Origin of the sequence: Terrimonas pollutisoli (assembly GCF_029360765.1) — a bacterium.
Classification (GTDB): Bacteria; Bacteroidota; Bacteroidia; order Chitinophagales; family Chitinophagaceae; genus Terrimonas_B; species Terrimonas_B pollutisoli.
In genome coordinates, this window is record NZ_JARKNA010000005.1 from 260,625 (window position 1) to 276,559 (window position 15,935).

The following is a 15,935-nucleotide window of genomic DNA, read 5'->3' on the forward strand; positions in this document are numbered from 1 at the left end:
AAATAATCTATAAAGTTAGTAATGAAACGACCGATAAGAAGAAAGGCTTTCCGTTCCAGAGGAAAGCCTTTCTTTCAATAAAGATTTATTCTAATAACCGGGGTTTTGGGTCAAATTAGGATTCAGGGCAATGGCCGATTGTGGTATCGGCAAAAGCAGGTTGTTCACCGTAGGAGTTGTGTTATACAAACCATGTTTCTTATTGTCATGTGTTGGACCAGGCGCGGGGTTGACAACCGGTTCATAACTGCCATCGACTGTTCCATTAGCCTTTTTTATAAATGCTATGGCTACATCATCGCCTGCCCTGCAAAGATTATAAAACAGGGAATATTCACCGGTTAGTTCATGCCGGTATTCACTCAGCACCATTTGCAGCGGATCAGTTATTGCTACGCCGGGAGTACCATCGTAATTAGCGCTGTCTTTCATAACAGCAGGCGCTGTTCCGCCCCAGGCCCTATCCCTCACTAATTTGATATCGGCCATTGCTCCTGCCGCATCACCGGTGCGTACTTTACATTCCGCCCTTGACAACAAAACTTCTGCATAGCGTAAAAGAATCTGGTTTTGATCGCCAAAGATGGCTGAAGGACCATAGTTTCCTGTAAGATTGGGGTCTCTCCATTTTTTGGCGCAAAAATATCCGGTGCGACCTCCATCATTTCCATACCATGGCCTTGTTAACGTCCCTACAGTGTTTAATATCTTCCCATCATCGCCTGTGTATTTTGGATCGCCGGCGGCAAAACCTGATACCACGGGGATATAACCTTTTAATCCTCCCCATTTAGCTATAATTCCCGGGCTTAACAGCGGATCGCCGGGACCTACTATCGTCAGCAGTTTACGTTTATCTCCTTCCTGGAACGAATTCCAAAGTGCCGGATTGCCATAATCATAGCCTTGCTGGGTTATTTCTTCGGGCCAGCTAAAGCTATCTATCCACCCTAATTCAGCGCCCGGTGGTTGCCAGCTTCCGTCCCAGCTTTGCGAACCATTGGGCGGTAATTGAAACTGAACTTCGAAAAGAGACTCATCATTATTTTGATGGTTGTATTCATGTACATCGGCAAAGCTGGATAATAAATGGTGGTTGTTGGTTAGCTCAGGATTATTGAAGGCAGCTAAAGCGCCTGCATAGTCTTTTAGCCACATGCGGGCCGCTCCCTCAAAGCCATAAGCGGCGCCTTTAGTTGCTCTTCCTAATTCGGAGGCCGGCAGCGCTGATTTTGACAGCAATAAATTTTCTGCAAGTTGCATATCCGCCACTACCTGCCTGAACACTGAATCACGGGAAGCTCTTGGCGTTAAACCGTCACTCACGGCGTTTAATTCCAAAGGCACGCCACCAAAAGAGGCAGCCAGGTAATAATAAGTCATGCCCCTTAAAAAGTAAGCTTCGCCGGCTAAACGGTTCGCTAACGCATCGTCAATGATGCCTTTTTCCTTTGTTTGCTCAATTACCACTAACGCGGCATTTGCCCTCGCAATACCAATATAAGATTGGTTCCAGAAAGTAGTTACTCCGCCAAAAGTTGCAGGGATCTGGTAATTATTCCAAAATACGTCAGCGCCCCAATTAAAAAAATCATGAGAGCTGAAATTGGCCCTGTACCAGATACATTTTTTCAGCAGATCACTGTTCTGGTAAGTGTCGTATATAGCATTTACTATAGCTATTACATCACCGGGTTTATTGAAAGTAGCATCACCGGTACCTTCAAATGTGTTGGTTTGATCCAAAAATCTTTTTTTACAAGCCAAAGGAAAAACCGCAACAACCAGGGCTATTATGATAATAATAAATTTAATTCGTTTCATATTGAGAATTTTTCGCAGTTAGTTTTAGAATGTAACGTTTAAACCAACGGTATAAAATCTGGATGAAGGATATACACCATTATCGACACCATTAAAAATTGGGTTGCCGCCCTGAATTCCAATTTCCGGATCAAGCCCGTCATATTTGGTGATCGTGAAAAGGTTTTGGGAAGAAACATAAACCCTCAACCTTGATATTTTAAATCTGTCTGCTATTGAGCTTGGTAATGTATAGCCAACGGTAAGGTTTTTTAATTTCACGTAACTACCCTTTTCTACCCAATGACTGGATGGAACATTATTCAATGTGCTCTCATCATTCGCCAGTGCCCTGGAAAACTCATTAGATGGATTGGAAGCTGTCCAGCGGTTCTGATAATATTCGATACTTACATTTTGAACGCCTTCTGAGCCCCTTTTCTGGAAAGACTGCAAATGACTTTCTATATAGTTGAGAATTTCGTTTCCAAACGATCCATAAAAAAAGAGATTGAAATCCAACGCTTTGTAACTGGCATCCAGGTTAAGACCGCCGAATAAATCAGGTTGGGGACTGCCTATGCTCACCCGGTCATTTGCATCTACTTTACCATCGGGCTTGCCTTCCGGACCACTTACATCTGCGAAATAACGATCACCCGGTTTTGTAGCAGCCCTGTAATATATACCGCCGGGAGCCTTTGCATTCAGTGCATCAATCTCTGCCTGGGTTTGAAAAATACCGAGTGATCGGTACCCATAAAATTCTCCTACTTCACCACCAATTACTGATTGGCTAAATTCACCCCAACCTTGCCCGGTCAATCCAAAACCGAAATTAGCACTGGTTAAATTTTTAACGCCGGAAGTAATGTCGGTGAGCCTGTTTTTAATAGCTGACAAGTTTAAGCCCACGCCATATTGAAAATCACGTCCTTTACTTCCCCGGTAATTGACCGCAATCTCCACACCTTTATTCTCCATCTCTCCTACGTTGCGTGTGATAAAATTATAGCCGGTTTGCGGAGATGCCGGAATGGTCAGTAAGAAATCTTTTGATCTTCTCTTAAACCAATCTACCGTCAACGTAAGAGCGCCTTTCATAAATGCTGCATCTACGCCGATATTAGTGGTATAGTCTGTTTCCCATTCCAGATCAGGGTTAGCAGGTTGGGTTTGTGCGATACCATTCTGGTAAACACTGTTAAATGGATAACCGAGATTATCCTGCCCACCACCATTTACATTCGGAGCAAAATTTCCTGCATATAAAGCCTGGTACCGGAATAAACCAATCGGCTGCTCGTTACCTACTACACCATAACCTCCTCGTAATTTCAAATCATCCAACCAGCTGACATCTTGTAAGAACCCTTCATTTTTTATTTTCCATGCAACGGCGCCGGAAGGAAAAACGCCGTAGCGATTGTCTTCGGGAAACTTGGATGATCCATCGCGCCTGATAGTGCCGGTCAAAATATATTTATCAGCAAACTGGTAGTTTAATCTTGCGAATTGCGACGCAAGACTTGAAATAACCCGTCCGTTGCCAAACCTGTCAAATTGCAGGTTAGCTACTTGTGCGATATCCCGTATCACGTTATTCGGTGGCTCACCGCCAGCGCCCATTAGATTGGTTGTGTTTTTCTGGGCAGAAACACCGGCAACAAAATTGATGGTGTGCGAACCAAAGGTCTTATCATATGCTATCGTATTCTCCCATAGCCACTCGAAATTGTTATTCAGGTTTTGATGATAAAACGCTTTGCTTACGATGGCGCCGGGATATTGCGTATTGGCCCTATTATCTGCCGGCAGAAAAAACGAACCTGAAAAATTGTTGACGTTTACGCCGGCATTGGTATTAAGCTTGATCCCATCGTAAACAGTGACTTCTAAAGAGGAATTGGCCAATACATAATTCGTTATGTTTTTTGATTCTCTTGTTTCGATATCATAAACAGGATTACCAAATTTAAATACGGCGGGATTGATAGGATTATAAAAACCGTAATTGCCTTTACCGTCCTTTATCTGGTTGGTGAGCCTGTTACCACTATCCAGCGTTGGGGGATTTACCACCAATTGGAAGAGTCCACCAGTACCAAGCGGAGTATTGGCATCCTGGTAACCGTATTTAACGCTTGTAGAAGATTTAAGCCATTTAACAGGTTGGTAATCCAGGTTAAGGCCTACTGTAAATCGCTTGAAAAAAGAACCCAGCACAATACCCTTTTGATTATAATATCCAAATGAAACCGCTGACTGAATTTTTTCATTACCGCCGCGGATAGCCACACTGTAATTTTGTGTCAACCCTGTGCGATAAAGTGCGTCCTGCCAATCCACTGTAGTCAGTGCGTTTGGTGTATGCCATATGGGCAAGCCATGATAAGTTGGCTCCGTTGTCTCCACCTCGTTTGACAGGGTGGCAAATTGCTGGGCATTTAACAGGTCATATGTTTTTGGTTTGCTTTGAAAAGCTTCATACATATCCAAAGAAACCTGTACACGGTTCTTTAAACCTTTTTTGGTAGTGATGATTATTACGCCATTAGCCGCACGAATACCGTACACGGCTGTTGCTGATGCGTCTTTGAGGACGTCTATGGAAGCAATATCATTGGGATTAATGTTATTAATACCTCCGGTGGTCGGATACCCGTCAATCACATATAAAGGATTATTTCCTCCGGAGGCGAGACTACCAATACCCCTTATCAGTACAGAGATGTTGCCACCCGGTGCACCATCGTTATTGATGATCTGCACACCGGAAGCACGGCCCTGCAAAGCCTGCGTGGCTGAAATAACAGGTACTTTTTCAATGGTAGCAGCATTTACACTGCTTACCGAACCAGTGAGATCTTTACGCTTGGCGGTACCATAACCGATTACAACCACCTCATCTAAACTGGCGGATTGCAATTGCATGGTAACATCGGCAACGCTTTTACCGCTGACATCCAACTCAACAGGTTGATTACCTACATAGGAAACCACTAAAACAGACGAATTGGCCGGAAGGGTGATTGAATAAGAACCATCTGTTGCTGTAGTGGTGCTTATAGTAGTTCCTTTTACCGAAACCGTGGCCCCAAAGACAGGATTACCGTCAGGGCCCGTTACTTTACCTTCTACTTTTTTTTGTTGGGCAAAGGCAGTTGCCATAACGGCCAGTAAAATGCCTGAAAAAATTGCTTTTTTTAGTTGAGTTAGTTTGGCAAGCATATATAGCAGGTTTAAGGGATCTTTCCTTTATAAAATTTACGAAAATTATAAATGTCAATAATACATTTGCCGGAATAAGCACAGCATCTGTTAAAATAGTATCATTAAAGATCTCAAAAAATACTATGTTGGCAAGACAAATAGCTTCTCAACCCTTTGAACCTGAGGTCATTTATTTGATATTGATTTTTGTGGACAGAAAATGCCCTGTAGCTACAAGCAAGGCAACCAGACCGGGGTTGCAATTAATCAATTACTGGGGTTGCAATTAATCAATTACTGTTTTGTTCTAAATATTTTAAACCGAAGAAATGCTATTGGATAGCTTTATAACACACCTGCATGACTCCTGATTTTGAAGTTTTAACCCACACTAATTTCAAGTTTAACCTGTTATTAATTTCTTTAAATAAAGGTTTTCCTTTTCCCAGTATCACTGGCATAACAGCTATTCTAAATTCGTCGACCAGGTTCAAATTGATAAAAGTTGAAATCAATCCAGCCCCGCCATATAGCCAAATATCTTTCCCGGGTTGCTGCATTAATGTTCGAATGACGTCTTTAATATTGGATCGTACTACTATCGGGTTGCCTTCAAAACTTTCTTTTGTGGTAGAGAAAACATATTTGCTCATCCTATTTAAAGCACCATAGAAATTTTTCTCAAAATCTGAACTGCTATCTGTAATTGGATAATTTCCCCACATTTCATAGCTGACTCTTCCATACAAAACGGTATCGATTTCATTGAGAAAATCGTTCAGTTCCGAGCCACCCTCCTGGTCAAATACAATCCAGTCTATTTCACCATTTGGTCCTTCAATAAAACCATCGAATGATGCGGCGAGGTTCAATATTATCTTTCTCATCTCTTAGTTATTTTAAGCGAGTTTAACCTTTCTACCCAATACTTCATTTAGTGTTTTTCCCCAATGGTCCACTCAGCATCTTACTCAAAAACTCCGGCGTCACTCCGATATACGAAGCAACATATTTCTGCGAAAGGTTTTGTATCAGCGAAGGATATAATTGACAAAACGTATTGTATCGTTCTGCTGCCGGCAAACTGAGATTGTTAACGAGGCGATGCTGGTAAGTGGCGAGAGAATTTTCAGCCAGTATCCTGAAAAAACGTTCAAACTTGGGTATCCTTGTATAAAGCTTGTCAAGATCCGGTTTCTGCATTAAAATGATTTCACTCTCTTCAATAGCATCAACAGATAAGGTACCGGGTTGTTGTTTCAGAAAGCTGTGCATGTCACCGATCCACCAGCCTGGAGGAGCAAATTGCAAAATATGTTCAAACCCATTCTTGTCAATAGAATAAAGGCGAAGCAAGCCTTTTGTTACGAAACTGGTAGTTGAATAAACATCTCCTTCCTGGAAAAGAAATTGCTTCTTTTTGATCTTTTTAAAGTGAAGCAGGGATACAAAATAATCTTCTTCCTCCGCAGTAAGCTGAACATGACGGGCAATATGCTTTAATAGTAATTCGGTTGTCATCAGGTTGAACAATATCCAAAAATAGTTAAACACGGAACACCATTATCAAATGTCCGTGTTTAACTGTTTTATCCTTGCAGCATATCTGCTCGCTTATAATGAAGCTTAATCGATGCTTAAAGTTAGGCACCGTGAACACCTGGTTTAACCAATTATTTATAGGATGGCTTTTTAGCCAATTCAGGATACTCATTAGAAAATGAATAAGGATAGGCTGATGCATCCACTCCTCTTCTTTTATTGGGCTGATTGCCCATTGTCCAGTTTAATGAACCGCCTTGCTTTAATGAAGAATGACTGATCCAGTTGGTGGTAATGGTTTTGCCATTCCATTGCAATGATTGCACATATTTGTTATCACTGCTATTGGCGGGAGCATTGATCACCAGTTTTTTTCCGGTAGGCAATGTGATCGTCATTTTTTTAAACAACGGCGTTCCCAACACATACTGATCTGTAGCCGGGCATACCGGATAGAAACCCATGGCAGAAAAAACATACCAGGCAGAGGTTTGACCATTATCTTCATCGCCGCAATATCCATCTGGTGTAGGTTTGTATAATTGGTCCATTGCCCGGCGTATCCAATATTGAGTTTTCCAGGGTTGACCGGCATAGTTATACAAATAGATCATGTGCTGTATCGGCTGGTTACCATGAGCATATTGCCCCATGTTCATGATCTGCATTTCACGGATCTCATGGATAACACCGCCATAATAACTTTCATCAAATACAGGTGGCATGATGAAAACGGAATCCAGCATAGCAGCAAACATCTCATTGCCACCCATTAATTTTTTGAGTCCTTCTATATCATGAAACACACTCCAGCTATAATGCCAGCTATTACCTTCGGTAAAGGCATCACCCCATTTAAACGGGTTAAATGGTTTTTGAAAATTTCCATCTTTGTTTTTACCCCTCATCAATTTTGTTTCTGCATCAAAAAGATGGCGATAGTTCTGCGATCTTTTTAAGTACAACCCTATTTCTGATTTGGGACGTTTTAATGCTTCGCCCAACTTGGCGATCGTAAAGTCATCATAAGCATACTCCAATGTTCTTGCCGCATTTTCATTAATGTCCACATCATAGGGAACATAACCAAGTGTGTTATAATACTCCACCCCTTTTCTTGCAACCGCCGTTAATGGCCCTTCCGTATTGGCATCTTTTAGTAACGCTTCATAAAGCGTATTAACATCATAACCCCGCAATCCTTTGATATAGGCATCTGCCACCACTGATGCAGAGTTATTGCCTATCATTACATTTCTATATCCGGGGCTCGACCATTCAGGAAGAAATCCTCCTTCTTTATATGCATTAATAAGTCCTTGCTGCATCTCCAGATTAATATCCGGATACACAAGGTTTAAAAAAGGATACAGTGCACGAAACGTATCCCAAAAGCCGGTTCCTGAAAATAGATAACCCGGCATTACCTGGCTGTTGTAAGGACTATAGTGTATTACTTTTCCCGCAGCGTCCAGCTCATACATTTTTTGTGGGAAAAATAAAGTGCGGTATAAGCAGGAATAAAACGTACGAACTTGCTCAATAGTTCCACCTTCAACCATTATTTTACCAAGCACATTATTCCAGCTTGCTTTTGCCTTTTTTACCACATCATCAAAACTGCTGTTACCCAGTTCTCTCTTCAAATTGATATCTGCCTGTTCAAAGCTGATAAAAGATGAGGCCACTGACATATTTATTTTTTCCAGCCGGCTGGTTCTAAATTGAACGATGGCGCCAGTATGATCGGCAGTATATTCCAGTGTGTCTTTTGCAAGATCACCTGCATGCCAGGTATGTCCCACTTGAAAAGGTTTATCAAAATAGATGACGAAATAATTTTTGAAATTGGATCCTACTCCGCCACTGTTTTTGGTGGTATAACCCATGATCTTTTTTTCAGCCGGAATAATTTTGATATACGAGCCTTTATCAAAAGCATCTACTACAATAAAAGAACTATCGGATTCCGGGAAAGTGAAACGAAATTTTGCAGCCCTTTCAGTAGGAGCAATTTCGGTCGTCACATCATAATCGGCCAGGTAAACACTGTAGTAATACGGTTTTACTATTTCAGCTTTGTGAGAATACCAACTGGCCCGGTCAGCCTGTTTGAATTTAAGAGAACCTGTAACCGGCATGATGGCAAACTGACCATGATCGTTCATCCAGGGTGAAGGCTGGTGTGTTTGTTTAAAGCCATTTATCTTATCGGCTGCATAGGTATACGCCCAGCCATCACCCATTTTTCCCGTTTGTGGTGTCCAGAAATTCATACCCCAGGGAACTGCAATAGATGGATAAGTGTTGCCGTTCGATAAGGACGGTTTGGAATCGGTGCCCATCAATGGATTTATCCATTCAACAGGATCACTTACACGGGTAACTAACTGACTTTTTGATTGGGTGAATGAAAAGACGAATGCAACCAGGAGAACGAGTCTAGGCTTCATAAAAAATATAGTGTACTGCTTATAAAATGTGTTTAGCAAACAATTGCTCAAATATATAACTAAAACGGTTTAGCAATACTTCAGGTTGATCCTCTCTGGATAAGTTGTGGACGAAGTTTGATCCGCTGAACCGGGATCTTGGATGCCCTCCCGTGCTCTAGCTGGCGGATAATAAGTTTGATTGATTGCCGCGCAATTTCATCGATAGGTTGCCGGATAGCTGTAATACCGCCGGGGAAGAGGCGAAACAGGTCGTGATCATCAAAACAGATCATAGCGATATCTTCCGGCATCTTCAATCCCATTTGCTGGATGCATTCCAATCCAGGGATTCCGAGGTAATTGGTTGCAAAGAAAATAGCATCGGTTTCAGGCTTCGCTTTTAAAAACTTTTTTAGTTGTTTGATAATATCATCCTGGCTTGTGCCGTAAGCTATTTCCAATATTTGTTCATCAATCTTTTTAACCTTCTTTTTTTTCATTGCATCTTTAAAAGCATGCTTTCTTTCTTCCATTTGTACCAGGTGCAGATCCACGGTAACAAAGACAATATTTTTATATCCCTTTTTAAGCAAATGATTCATCCCCATCATCATTCCATTGTAATTATCTACCAACACATGGGATATATTATCAGTGGGAAAATAGCTATCTATTAAAACCAGGGGTTTATTGTGTTTGGCAATGGCGTCTATTTCTTTCTCCATTCCCCTGGCAGGCGTGATGAGGTAACCGTCGACCTGTTGTTGGGAAAACATTCTCAGAATGTCAATTCCTCTTTTCGCTTTATTTTCCGTGCTGCTATACAACAGGCGATAACCAGCATTTTCCGCTTCTTCTTCAATAATGTGCGCAAGCATTCCAAAGAAATGTCCTGAAATGCTCTCCACAATAAGTCCGAGCATTTTCGATTGACCGGTGCGAAGGCTAACGGCTACCTGGTTGGGAACATAACCCAACTGTTCGGCAATAACCTGAACTCTTTTTTCAAGATCCTTGCTTATTCGCATTTCGGTGGCCCGCCCGTTTAAAATAAATGACACCGCTGACGGAGAAATGCCTGCTTCTTTCGCAACGTCTTTTAAAGAGACCCTTTTCATTTGTTATTTTTTAATTCAATAAGTCATATTGATCTCATTATAAGCACTTATTTAGCAGTCAAAGTAAGATGAAATTAAGCCAGGTAAAATTTATTAGCCAAAAAATAAATAACATAAGCCAATTGCTGTAATGATGCCAACAAGGTCGGCCAACAGCATAGCACCAATAGAATAGCGGGTATTGCGGATATTAACTGATCCAAAGTAAACGGCTACCACATAGAATGTAGTATCTGAAGAGCCTTGTAAAATGGACGATAGCCTGCCGGCAAACGAATCCGGGCCAAATGTTTTCATTGTGTCCAGCATCATTCCTCTTGCTCCACTACCACTCATGGGTTTTATTAAAGCAGTCGGCAAACCGTCAACAAATCTTGTATCGGTTCCTAATGCAGCAAACAAAGTTTTCATTCCATTGATGATCACGTCAAAAGTACCGCTTGTTCTCAGCATACTGATTGCAATCAGCATACCGACAATATATGGAATGATCCTGACCGCGGTTTCAAACCCGCCCTTGGCTCCTTCAACAAATGCATCAAATACATCAATCTTTTTATACAGTCCGCCCAATACAATTAAAAAGAAAATAGTAAGAATAATGCCATTGCTTAATATGCCGGAAAACAATTGCGCTTCGGCTGCATCCAGGCGTATCACATACCAAACCAACAGGGCGATCAATGCAGAGATGCCACCGACCCACGCCAATATTACCGGTTGAAATATGTTGATCTTTTGTCTGAACGAAACGATAAACATAGCGGCCACAGTCGCTGCAAAAGTGGCGATCATACAAGGAATAAAAATATCAGTGGGATTCTGAGCTCCTAACCCACTGCGGTAAGCAATGATGGTAACTGGTATCAATGTCAGTCCCGATGCATGCAATGCGAGGAACATGATCTGTGAATTAGATGCTACCGCCTTATTGCTGTTCAATTCCTGCAAGCTATCCATAGCCTTTAATCCAAATGGCGTCGCTGCATTGTCCAGATTCAATAAATTGGCGGAAAAGTTCATCATCATGTGTCCCATGGCCGGGTGATTCTTTGGCAGGTCGGGAAAAATGCGTGAAAAAAATGGCCATATCATTCTTGACAAAAGCCTTACACCGCCCGCCCTTTCGGCAATACTGAGAAAACCCATAAACAACGCCATAATACCAATCAAGGGGATGATAATATCAATGACTGCATTTTTTGCTGTTTCAATAATGCCATCGACCTTTCTTTCTAATTTTTTTTGTACCGATGTATAAGTGAAGGTTTGTATGGAAGGATTGGCAGCTTTAATGATGTTGACGGAATCTTTTGCCAGGTCATCTGTGAGAAGAACAGTTGCCTTATGTGCAGAGTCTCTTTTGGCATAGCCATATTCTCTTAAAAATTCTGCATATTTGGGCGAAAGGTTTTGATTCAGTGGCGACCCAACCGTAACATAGTAGATGCTGTCATACTTATCAGATGATTTGCCGACCACCATGCGGGTAAATATCTTTTCATCTCCTTTCAGCATTCTGAAACCCGCAACCAAAAAAGCAATAATGATAAAAGCCGACCATATCCTGCTCAGAGCCATATTGGTTTTTCTTTTGTAATTTTTAGTGTAAGTACATTTTAAAAGACTGGGGTTGAAGGTAATGGAAAGTTTGATATTATGTGCCAGCCTGCCCCCATTTCACCTATCTTTGCGCCCCGAAAACAATTAGCAGTTTGCAGTGGGCAATTACCATTAATCGCCATCAACTACAAGCTGAAAATTTTTTAAAAAAACAATTGGGGAACTGCCTAATTGCAAACTGAAAATTTTTAGAAAAAATGGCTTTACAAGCAGGGATTGTAGGATTACCAAACGTTGGAAAATCGACCTTATTTAATGCGGTGAGTAATAGTGCAAAAGCACAGGCAAGCAATTATCGTTTCTGTACCATTGACCCCAATGTGGGTTTGGTGGATGTACCTGATCCCAGGTTGAACAAATTGGCTGAGCTGGTGGTACCAAATCGCATTGTACCAACCCAGATCGAAATAGTAGATATCGCCGGGCTGGTGCGTGGCGCCAGTAAAGGTGAAGGCTTGGGAAATAAATTTTTAGGTAATATCAGGGAGGTGGATGCTATCATTCATGTGATCCGCTGTTTCGAAGATGAAAATGTATTGCGTGATGAAGGAGCCATTAACCCTGTTGCCGATAAAGAGATCATCGATACTGAGCTGCAACTAAAGGATCTTGAGAGCGTGGAAAAGAAAATTTCCAGGACAGAAAAACAGGTAAGAGTTGATCCGAAACTAAAACCGGAGTTGGAAGTCTTGTTGCGCTGTAAAGATCACCTCGAAAAAGGAAAGAGCATCCGTGAACTTGATCTTTCCAAAGAAGAAAAAGTAGCGATTGCAGACCTGTTCCTCCTGACTGACAAACCTGTTTTGTATGTTGCCAATGTGGATGAACCTTCGATGCATACCGGCAACAAATATTCTGACGCATTGAAAGAAGCAGTAAAAAACGAGAAGGCTGATGTGATCATCATGAACAATTCCATTGAAGCACAAATAGCGGAAATGGAAAACCCGGAAGACAAGCAGCTCTTCATGGAAGAATATAAAATGACCGAGCCTGCTCTTGACAGGTTGATCCATTCGGCCTACAAACTTTTAAATCTCTACACCTACTTTACTGCCGGCGTACAGGAAGTAAGAGCCTGGACCATACACGAAGGGTGGAAAGCCCCTCAAGCCGCCAGTGTCATCCATACTGATTTTGAAAAAGGTTTTATCAAGGCAGAAGTGATCGCTTATAATGATTTTGTGCAGTACGGTTCCGAAGCTGCCGCCCGCGACGCCGGACGTTTGCGCATTGAAGGAAAAGAATACATCGTGAAAGATGGTGACGTGATGCATTTCAGGTTTAATGTATAAGTCAGAACCACGATTGGGAGGATTTTGATGGATTATTAGGAGATTGTTTGTAACTATATGGTTTCCCTAAAGAATTTGATGCTAAAAAAAAGCCCTGGATTACCGGGCTTTTTAGTTCATAGGTATTTCTTTTAATAACACAAATTATCGACCATGTACTGCGCTTCATCATAAGTGAGCCAGTAATCGGTGAGCTCACCACGAATAATACTATTGTTGGAACGATTATAAAACTCCATATGCCCCCTCCTGCTCAGGTCACCATAAATCACACTGCCTTCATATGGTGTAAACCCGGTGGTCGATCGGATGATGGTATAACCGTTATATGTTTCTACAACAAAATAGGGACAATAAGAATCACTGTACACTACCTCACCTCGTTCTTTGCTTAACCAATAGTCCTGGTCATAACTGTAATCTCTTTTAGAACAGCCAACAAATATTACCGCTGATAAGATCAATAATGCTGAGATAGTAAAAAACTTTTTCATGGTATTTGAGTTAAGGTTAATAATTTTAAAATATGGCGTTAATTAATTTCATAGTGATAAGACTATGCGATGTGATACAAGGTTGATAGAACGCTTGTTAAAATGAATTAAAATTCCTGTCCGGTTATTGGATACTTGTTAAAGAATTTGTACAAAGTTGTTAAGACATCCATTATATTAGTTGTATGAAATACTTAATGCTGACACTTGCACTGCCTTTTTTGTCCCTGACGAAAGGTCCCAAAGAAAATTATCTTATTGTAGGCACTTATACCGGTGGTAAAAGTGAAGGTATTTACGTGTATACGTTTAACAGTGACGAAGGAAGTTTTAGGGAAATAAGCCATATAAAAACTTCTAATCCCTCCTTCGTTGCTATTTCTCCTGATAAAAAATTTGTCTATGCAGTGCATGAAAATGCACAAGGTGGCAATGGCGGTGAGATATCAGCTTTCGCTTTTGATAAGAAAAAAGGTGAACTCACTTATATCAACCAACAAAAAACCGAAGGCGATCATCCTTGCTATGTGGAGGTAGACAATACCGGTAAATGGGTTTTTGCAGGCAACTACAGCAGCGGAAGTTTATCCGTGTTGCCAGTAAATACTGATGGCAGCCTGGGTGAAGCGACCAGCCATATCAATCATACCGGATCTGGAAAAAATAAAGATCGCCAGGAAAAGCCGCATGTACATTGTACTTTAATATCACCCGATAATAAATGGCTTTTTGTTCCTGACCTGGGTATTGATAAAGTGATGATCTATGGCTTTGATGATAAAACCGGCAAGCTTACTCCGGCATCAACGCCTTTCGCCGCCTCCACACCTGGTGCCGGTCCACGACATTTCACTTTTCATCCCAATGGAAAATTTGCTTATCTCATCGAAGAACTTAGCGGGCATGTAGTAGCTTATCAATATGGAAAAGGTAAATTAAAACAACTGCAAAGAATAAGCACGGTGCCCCGTGGTCAAAAAGGTTTTGCCGGCAGTGCCGATATACATGTATCGCCCGACGGTAAATTTTTATATGCCTCCAATCGCGGCGATTTCAACAACATTGCGATCTATAAAGTTGATACTAACACGGGAAAGCTAAGTATAATTGGATTTCAACCAACACTGGGTGCCGGGCCTCGTAATTTCAACTTTGATCCATCGGGCAATTATCTTTTAGTGGGTAACCAGGCAAATGATGAGATCGTAATTTTCAAACGAAACCTGAAAACCGGCTTGTTAGCAGATACCGGAAAACGCATTGAAGTAGGCAAGCCCGTTTGTTTAAAATGGATATCAAAAGAGTAGTTACTACCGGTTACCATGTTTCCGGAAACTGGTAACCGGTAACCATATTGTTTCACTAGCCTTTGTTTTTTAATTCCGCCATCCGGCTTCTTGATTTGTTAAATACATTTCGTCCTTTATCGATGCCTTTGCGCAATTCCTTTTGCTGCTCAGGCGGCAGATGAATAAAATCCTGGCATTCCTGGCTGCAGCAGTTTTCATATTTTTCCCTGCACTCATCACATTGAATAAACAGAAGATGACAGGCATCATTGATGCAATTAACATGTGTATCCGCTGGTTTGCCGCACTGATGGCAATTGGCAATAATCTCATCGGTAATCCTCTCCCCCAGGCGCTGATCAAAGACAAAGTTTTTCCCGTGAAATTTATTTTCCAGTCCTTTTTCTTTTACCTGGTTAGTATAGTTGATAATGCCACCTTCCAGGTGAAAAACATTTTTAAATCCTTTGTGTAGCATAAACGCAGAAGCTTTTTCGCAACGAATACCGCCCGTACAATACATAATGATATTGCGATCTTTATCTTCCTTCATCATCTCAACCGCCATTGGTAATTGTTCCCGGAAAGTATCACTGGGGACTTCTATTGCCTTTTCAAAATGTCCAACTTCATACTCGTAATGATTTCGCATATCAATCACCACCGTATTGGGATCAGCAGTCAATGCATTGAACTGTTCTGCATTTACATACCTACCTTTATTATCCATGTCAAAGCTGGGATCATGAATGCCGTCCGCAACAATTTTGTTCCGAACTTTTATGTCGAGAACATAAAATGATTTTCCGTCATCATCCACGGCAATATTCAACCTGAGCCCATTCAGCGGCTGAATAGAATACAGGTAAGATCTAAAAGCCCCGAAATTGGTAGCAGGTACACTTACCTGGGCATTGATGCCTTCATGCGCCACATAAATGCGCCCCAACACGCCGATTGCACTTAACTGACGGTATAACTCGTCCCGAAAAATGTCGGGCTCCTGTATTTTAAAATAACAATAAAATGAAATAGTGGTGCGGGGTGTTGGATCTTGCTTAATACGATCTTTTAGCTCCTGCCGGGAGACCCGATTATGTAATGCCATAATTCTTGAAATTTG

11 protein-coding genes are annotated in these 15,935 nt (G+C 41.4%); 2 read left to right on the forward strand and 9 right to left on the reverse strand.

The window, feature by feature from the left end; genetic code table 11:
- Positions 1–90: 90 nt before the first annotated feature.
- From P2W73_RS11725 to P2W73_RS11755, 7 genes are all read right to left on the reverse strand, one after another.
- Complete coding sequence (locus P2W73_RS11725; RefSeq protein ID WP_276502232.1) at positions 91–1,824, reverse strand: RagB/SusD family nutrient uptake outer membrane protein; 1,734 nt, start codon at positions 1,822–1,824, stop codon at positions 91–93.
- 24 nt (positions 1,825–1,848) lie between these two features.
- Positions 1,849–5,034 (reverse strand): SusC/RagA family TonB-linked outer membrane protein, encoded by a 3,186-nt coding sequence (locus P2W73_RS11730; protein WP_276502233.1) that lies wholly within the window; start codon positions 5,032–5,034, stop codon positions 1,849–1,851.
- Positions 5,035–5,348: 314 nt separating this feature from the next.
- Positions 5,349–5,903, reverse strand: a complete 555-nt coding sequence (locus tag P2W73_RS11735) for a dihydrofolate reductase family protein (protein WP_276502234.1) — start codon at positions 5,901–5,903, stop codon at positions 5,349–5,351.
- Positions 5,904–5,946: 43 nt separating this feature from the next.
- Positions 5,947–6,570 (reverse strand): Crp/Fnr family transcriptional regulator, encoded by a 624-nt coding sequence (locus P2W73_RS11740; RefSeq protein WP_276502235.1) that lies wholly within the window; start codon positions 6,568–6,570, stop codon positions 5,947–5,949.
- A 119-nt stretch (positions 6,571–6,689) separates the two neighbouring features.
- Positions 6,690–9,011 (reverse strand): GH92 family glycosyl hydrolase, encoded by a 2,322-nt coding sequence (locus P2W73_RS11745; RefSeq protein ID WP_276502236.1) that lies wholly within the window; start codon positions 9,009–9,011, stop codon positions 6,690–6,692.
- A gap of 80 nt (positions 9,012–9,091) precedes the next feature.
- Entirely contained in the window at positions 9,092–10,111 is a 1,020-nt protein-coding gene (locus P2W73_RS11750) for a LacI family DNA-binding transcriptional regulator (protein WP_276502237.1), read from the reverse strand.
- Positions 10,112–10,204: 93 nt separating this feature from the next.
- Positions 10,205–11,692: a nucleoside recognition domain-containing protein gene (locus P2W73_RS11755; protein ID WP_276502238.1), complete on the reverse strand. Its 1,488-nt coding sequence runs from the start codon at positions 11,690–11,692 to the stop codon at positions 10,205–10,207.
- A 239-nt stretch (positions 11,693–11,931) separates the two neighbouring features.
- On the opposite strand from P2W73_RS11755, the gene ychF reads away from it, so the two are divergent.
- The gene (ychF, locus tag P2W73_RS11760; RefSeq protein WP_276502239.1) at positions 11,932–13,029 is read left to right on the forward strand and encodes a redox-regulated ATPase YchF; all 1,098 of its coding nucleotides are present in this window, start codon (positions 11,932–11,934) and stop codon (positions 13,027–13,029) included.
- Positions 13,030–13,160: 131 nt separating this feature from the next.
- Here ychF and P2W73_RS11765 read toward each other — a convergent pair whose 3' ends face one another.
- On the reverse strand, positions 13,161–13,523 hold the full coding sequence (locus P2W73_RS11765) for a hypothetical protein (protein ID WP_276502240.1): 363 nt from the start codon (positions 13,521–13,523) through the stop codon (positions 13,161–13,163).
- A gap of 185 nt (positions 13,524–13,708) precedes the next feature.
- Between P2W73_RS11765 and P2W73_RS11770 the strand changes: the two genes are divergently transcribed.
- On the forward strand, positions 13,709–14,830 hold the full coding sequence (locus P2W73_RS11770; RefSeq protein WP_276502241.1) for a lactonase family protein: 1,122 nt from the start codon (positions 13,709–13,711) through the stop codon (positions 14,828–14,830).
- Between the two features lie 55 nt (positions 14,831–14,885).
- On the opposite strand, the gene trhO is transcribed toward P2W73_RS11770, so the two are convergent.
- Positions 14,886–15,920: an oxygen-dependent tRNA uridine(34) hydroxylase TrhO gene (gene trhO / locus P2W73_RS11775; protein WP_276502242.1), complete on the reverse strand. Its 1,035-nt coding sequence runs from the start codon at positions 15,918–15,920 to the stop codon at positions 14,886–14,888.
- Between the last annotated feature and the right edge of the window lie 15 nt (positions 15,921–15,935).

What these genes read in the sequence shown, in the direction of transcription:
- P2W73_RS11725 (WP_276502232.1), bottom strand. Translation starts at nt 1,824, where the DNA reads ATGAAACGAATTAAATTTATTATTATCATAATAGCCCTGGTTGTTGCG.
- trhO (WP_276502242.1), bottom strand. Translation starts at nt 15,920, where the DNA reads ATGGCATTACATAATCGGGTCTCCCGGCAGGAGCTAAAAGATCGTATT.
- P2W73_RS11735 (WP_276502234.1), bottom strand. Translation starts at nt 5,903, where the DNA reads ATGAGAAAGATAATATTGAACCTCGCCGCATCATTCGATGGTTTTATT.
- P2W73_RS11755 (WP_276502238.1), bottom strand. Translation starts at nt 11,692, where the DNA reads ATGGCTCTGAGCAGGATATGGTCGGCTTTTATCATTATTGCTTTTTTG.
- P2W73_RS11765 (WP_276502240.1), bottom strand. Translation starts at nt 13,523, where the DNA reads ATGAAAAAGTTTTTTACTATCTCAGCATTATTGATCTTATCAGCGGTA.
- ychF (WP_276502239.1), top strand. Translation starts at nt 11,932, where the DNA reads ATGGCTTTACAAGCAGGGATTGTAGGATTACCAAACGTTGGAAAATCG.
- P2W73_RS11745 (WP_276502236.1), bottom strand. Translation starts at nt 9,011, where the DNA reads ATGAAGCCTAGACTCGTTCTCCTGGTTGCATTCGTCTTTTCATTCACC.
- P2W73_RS11770 (WP_276502241.1), top strand. Translation starts at nt 13,709, where the DNA reads ATGAAATACTTAATGCTGACACTTGCACTGCCTTTTTTGTCCCTGACG.
- P2W73_RS11730 (WP_276502233.1), bottom strand. Translation starts at nt 5,034, where the DNA reads ATGCTTGCCAAACTAACTCAACTAAAAAAAGCAATTTTTTCAGGCATT.
- P2W73_RS11750 (WP_276502237.1), bottom strand. Translation starts at nt 10,111, where the DNA reads ATGAAAAGGGTCTCTTTAAAAGACGTTGCGAAAGAAGCAGGCATTTCT.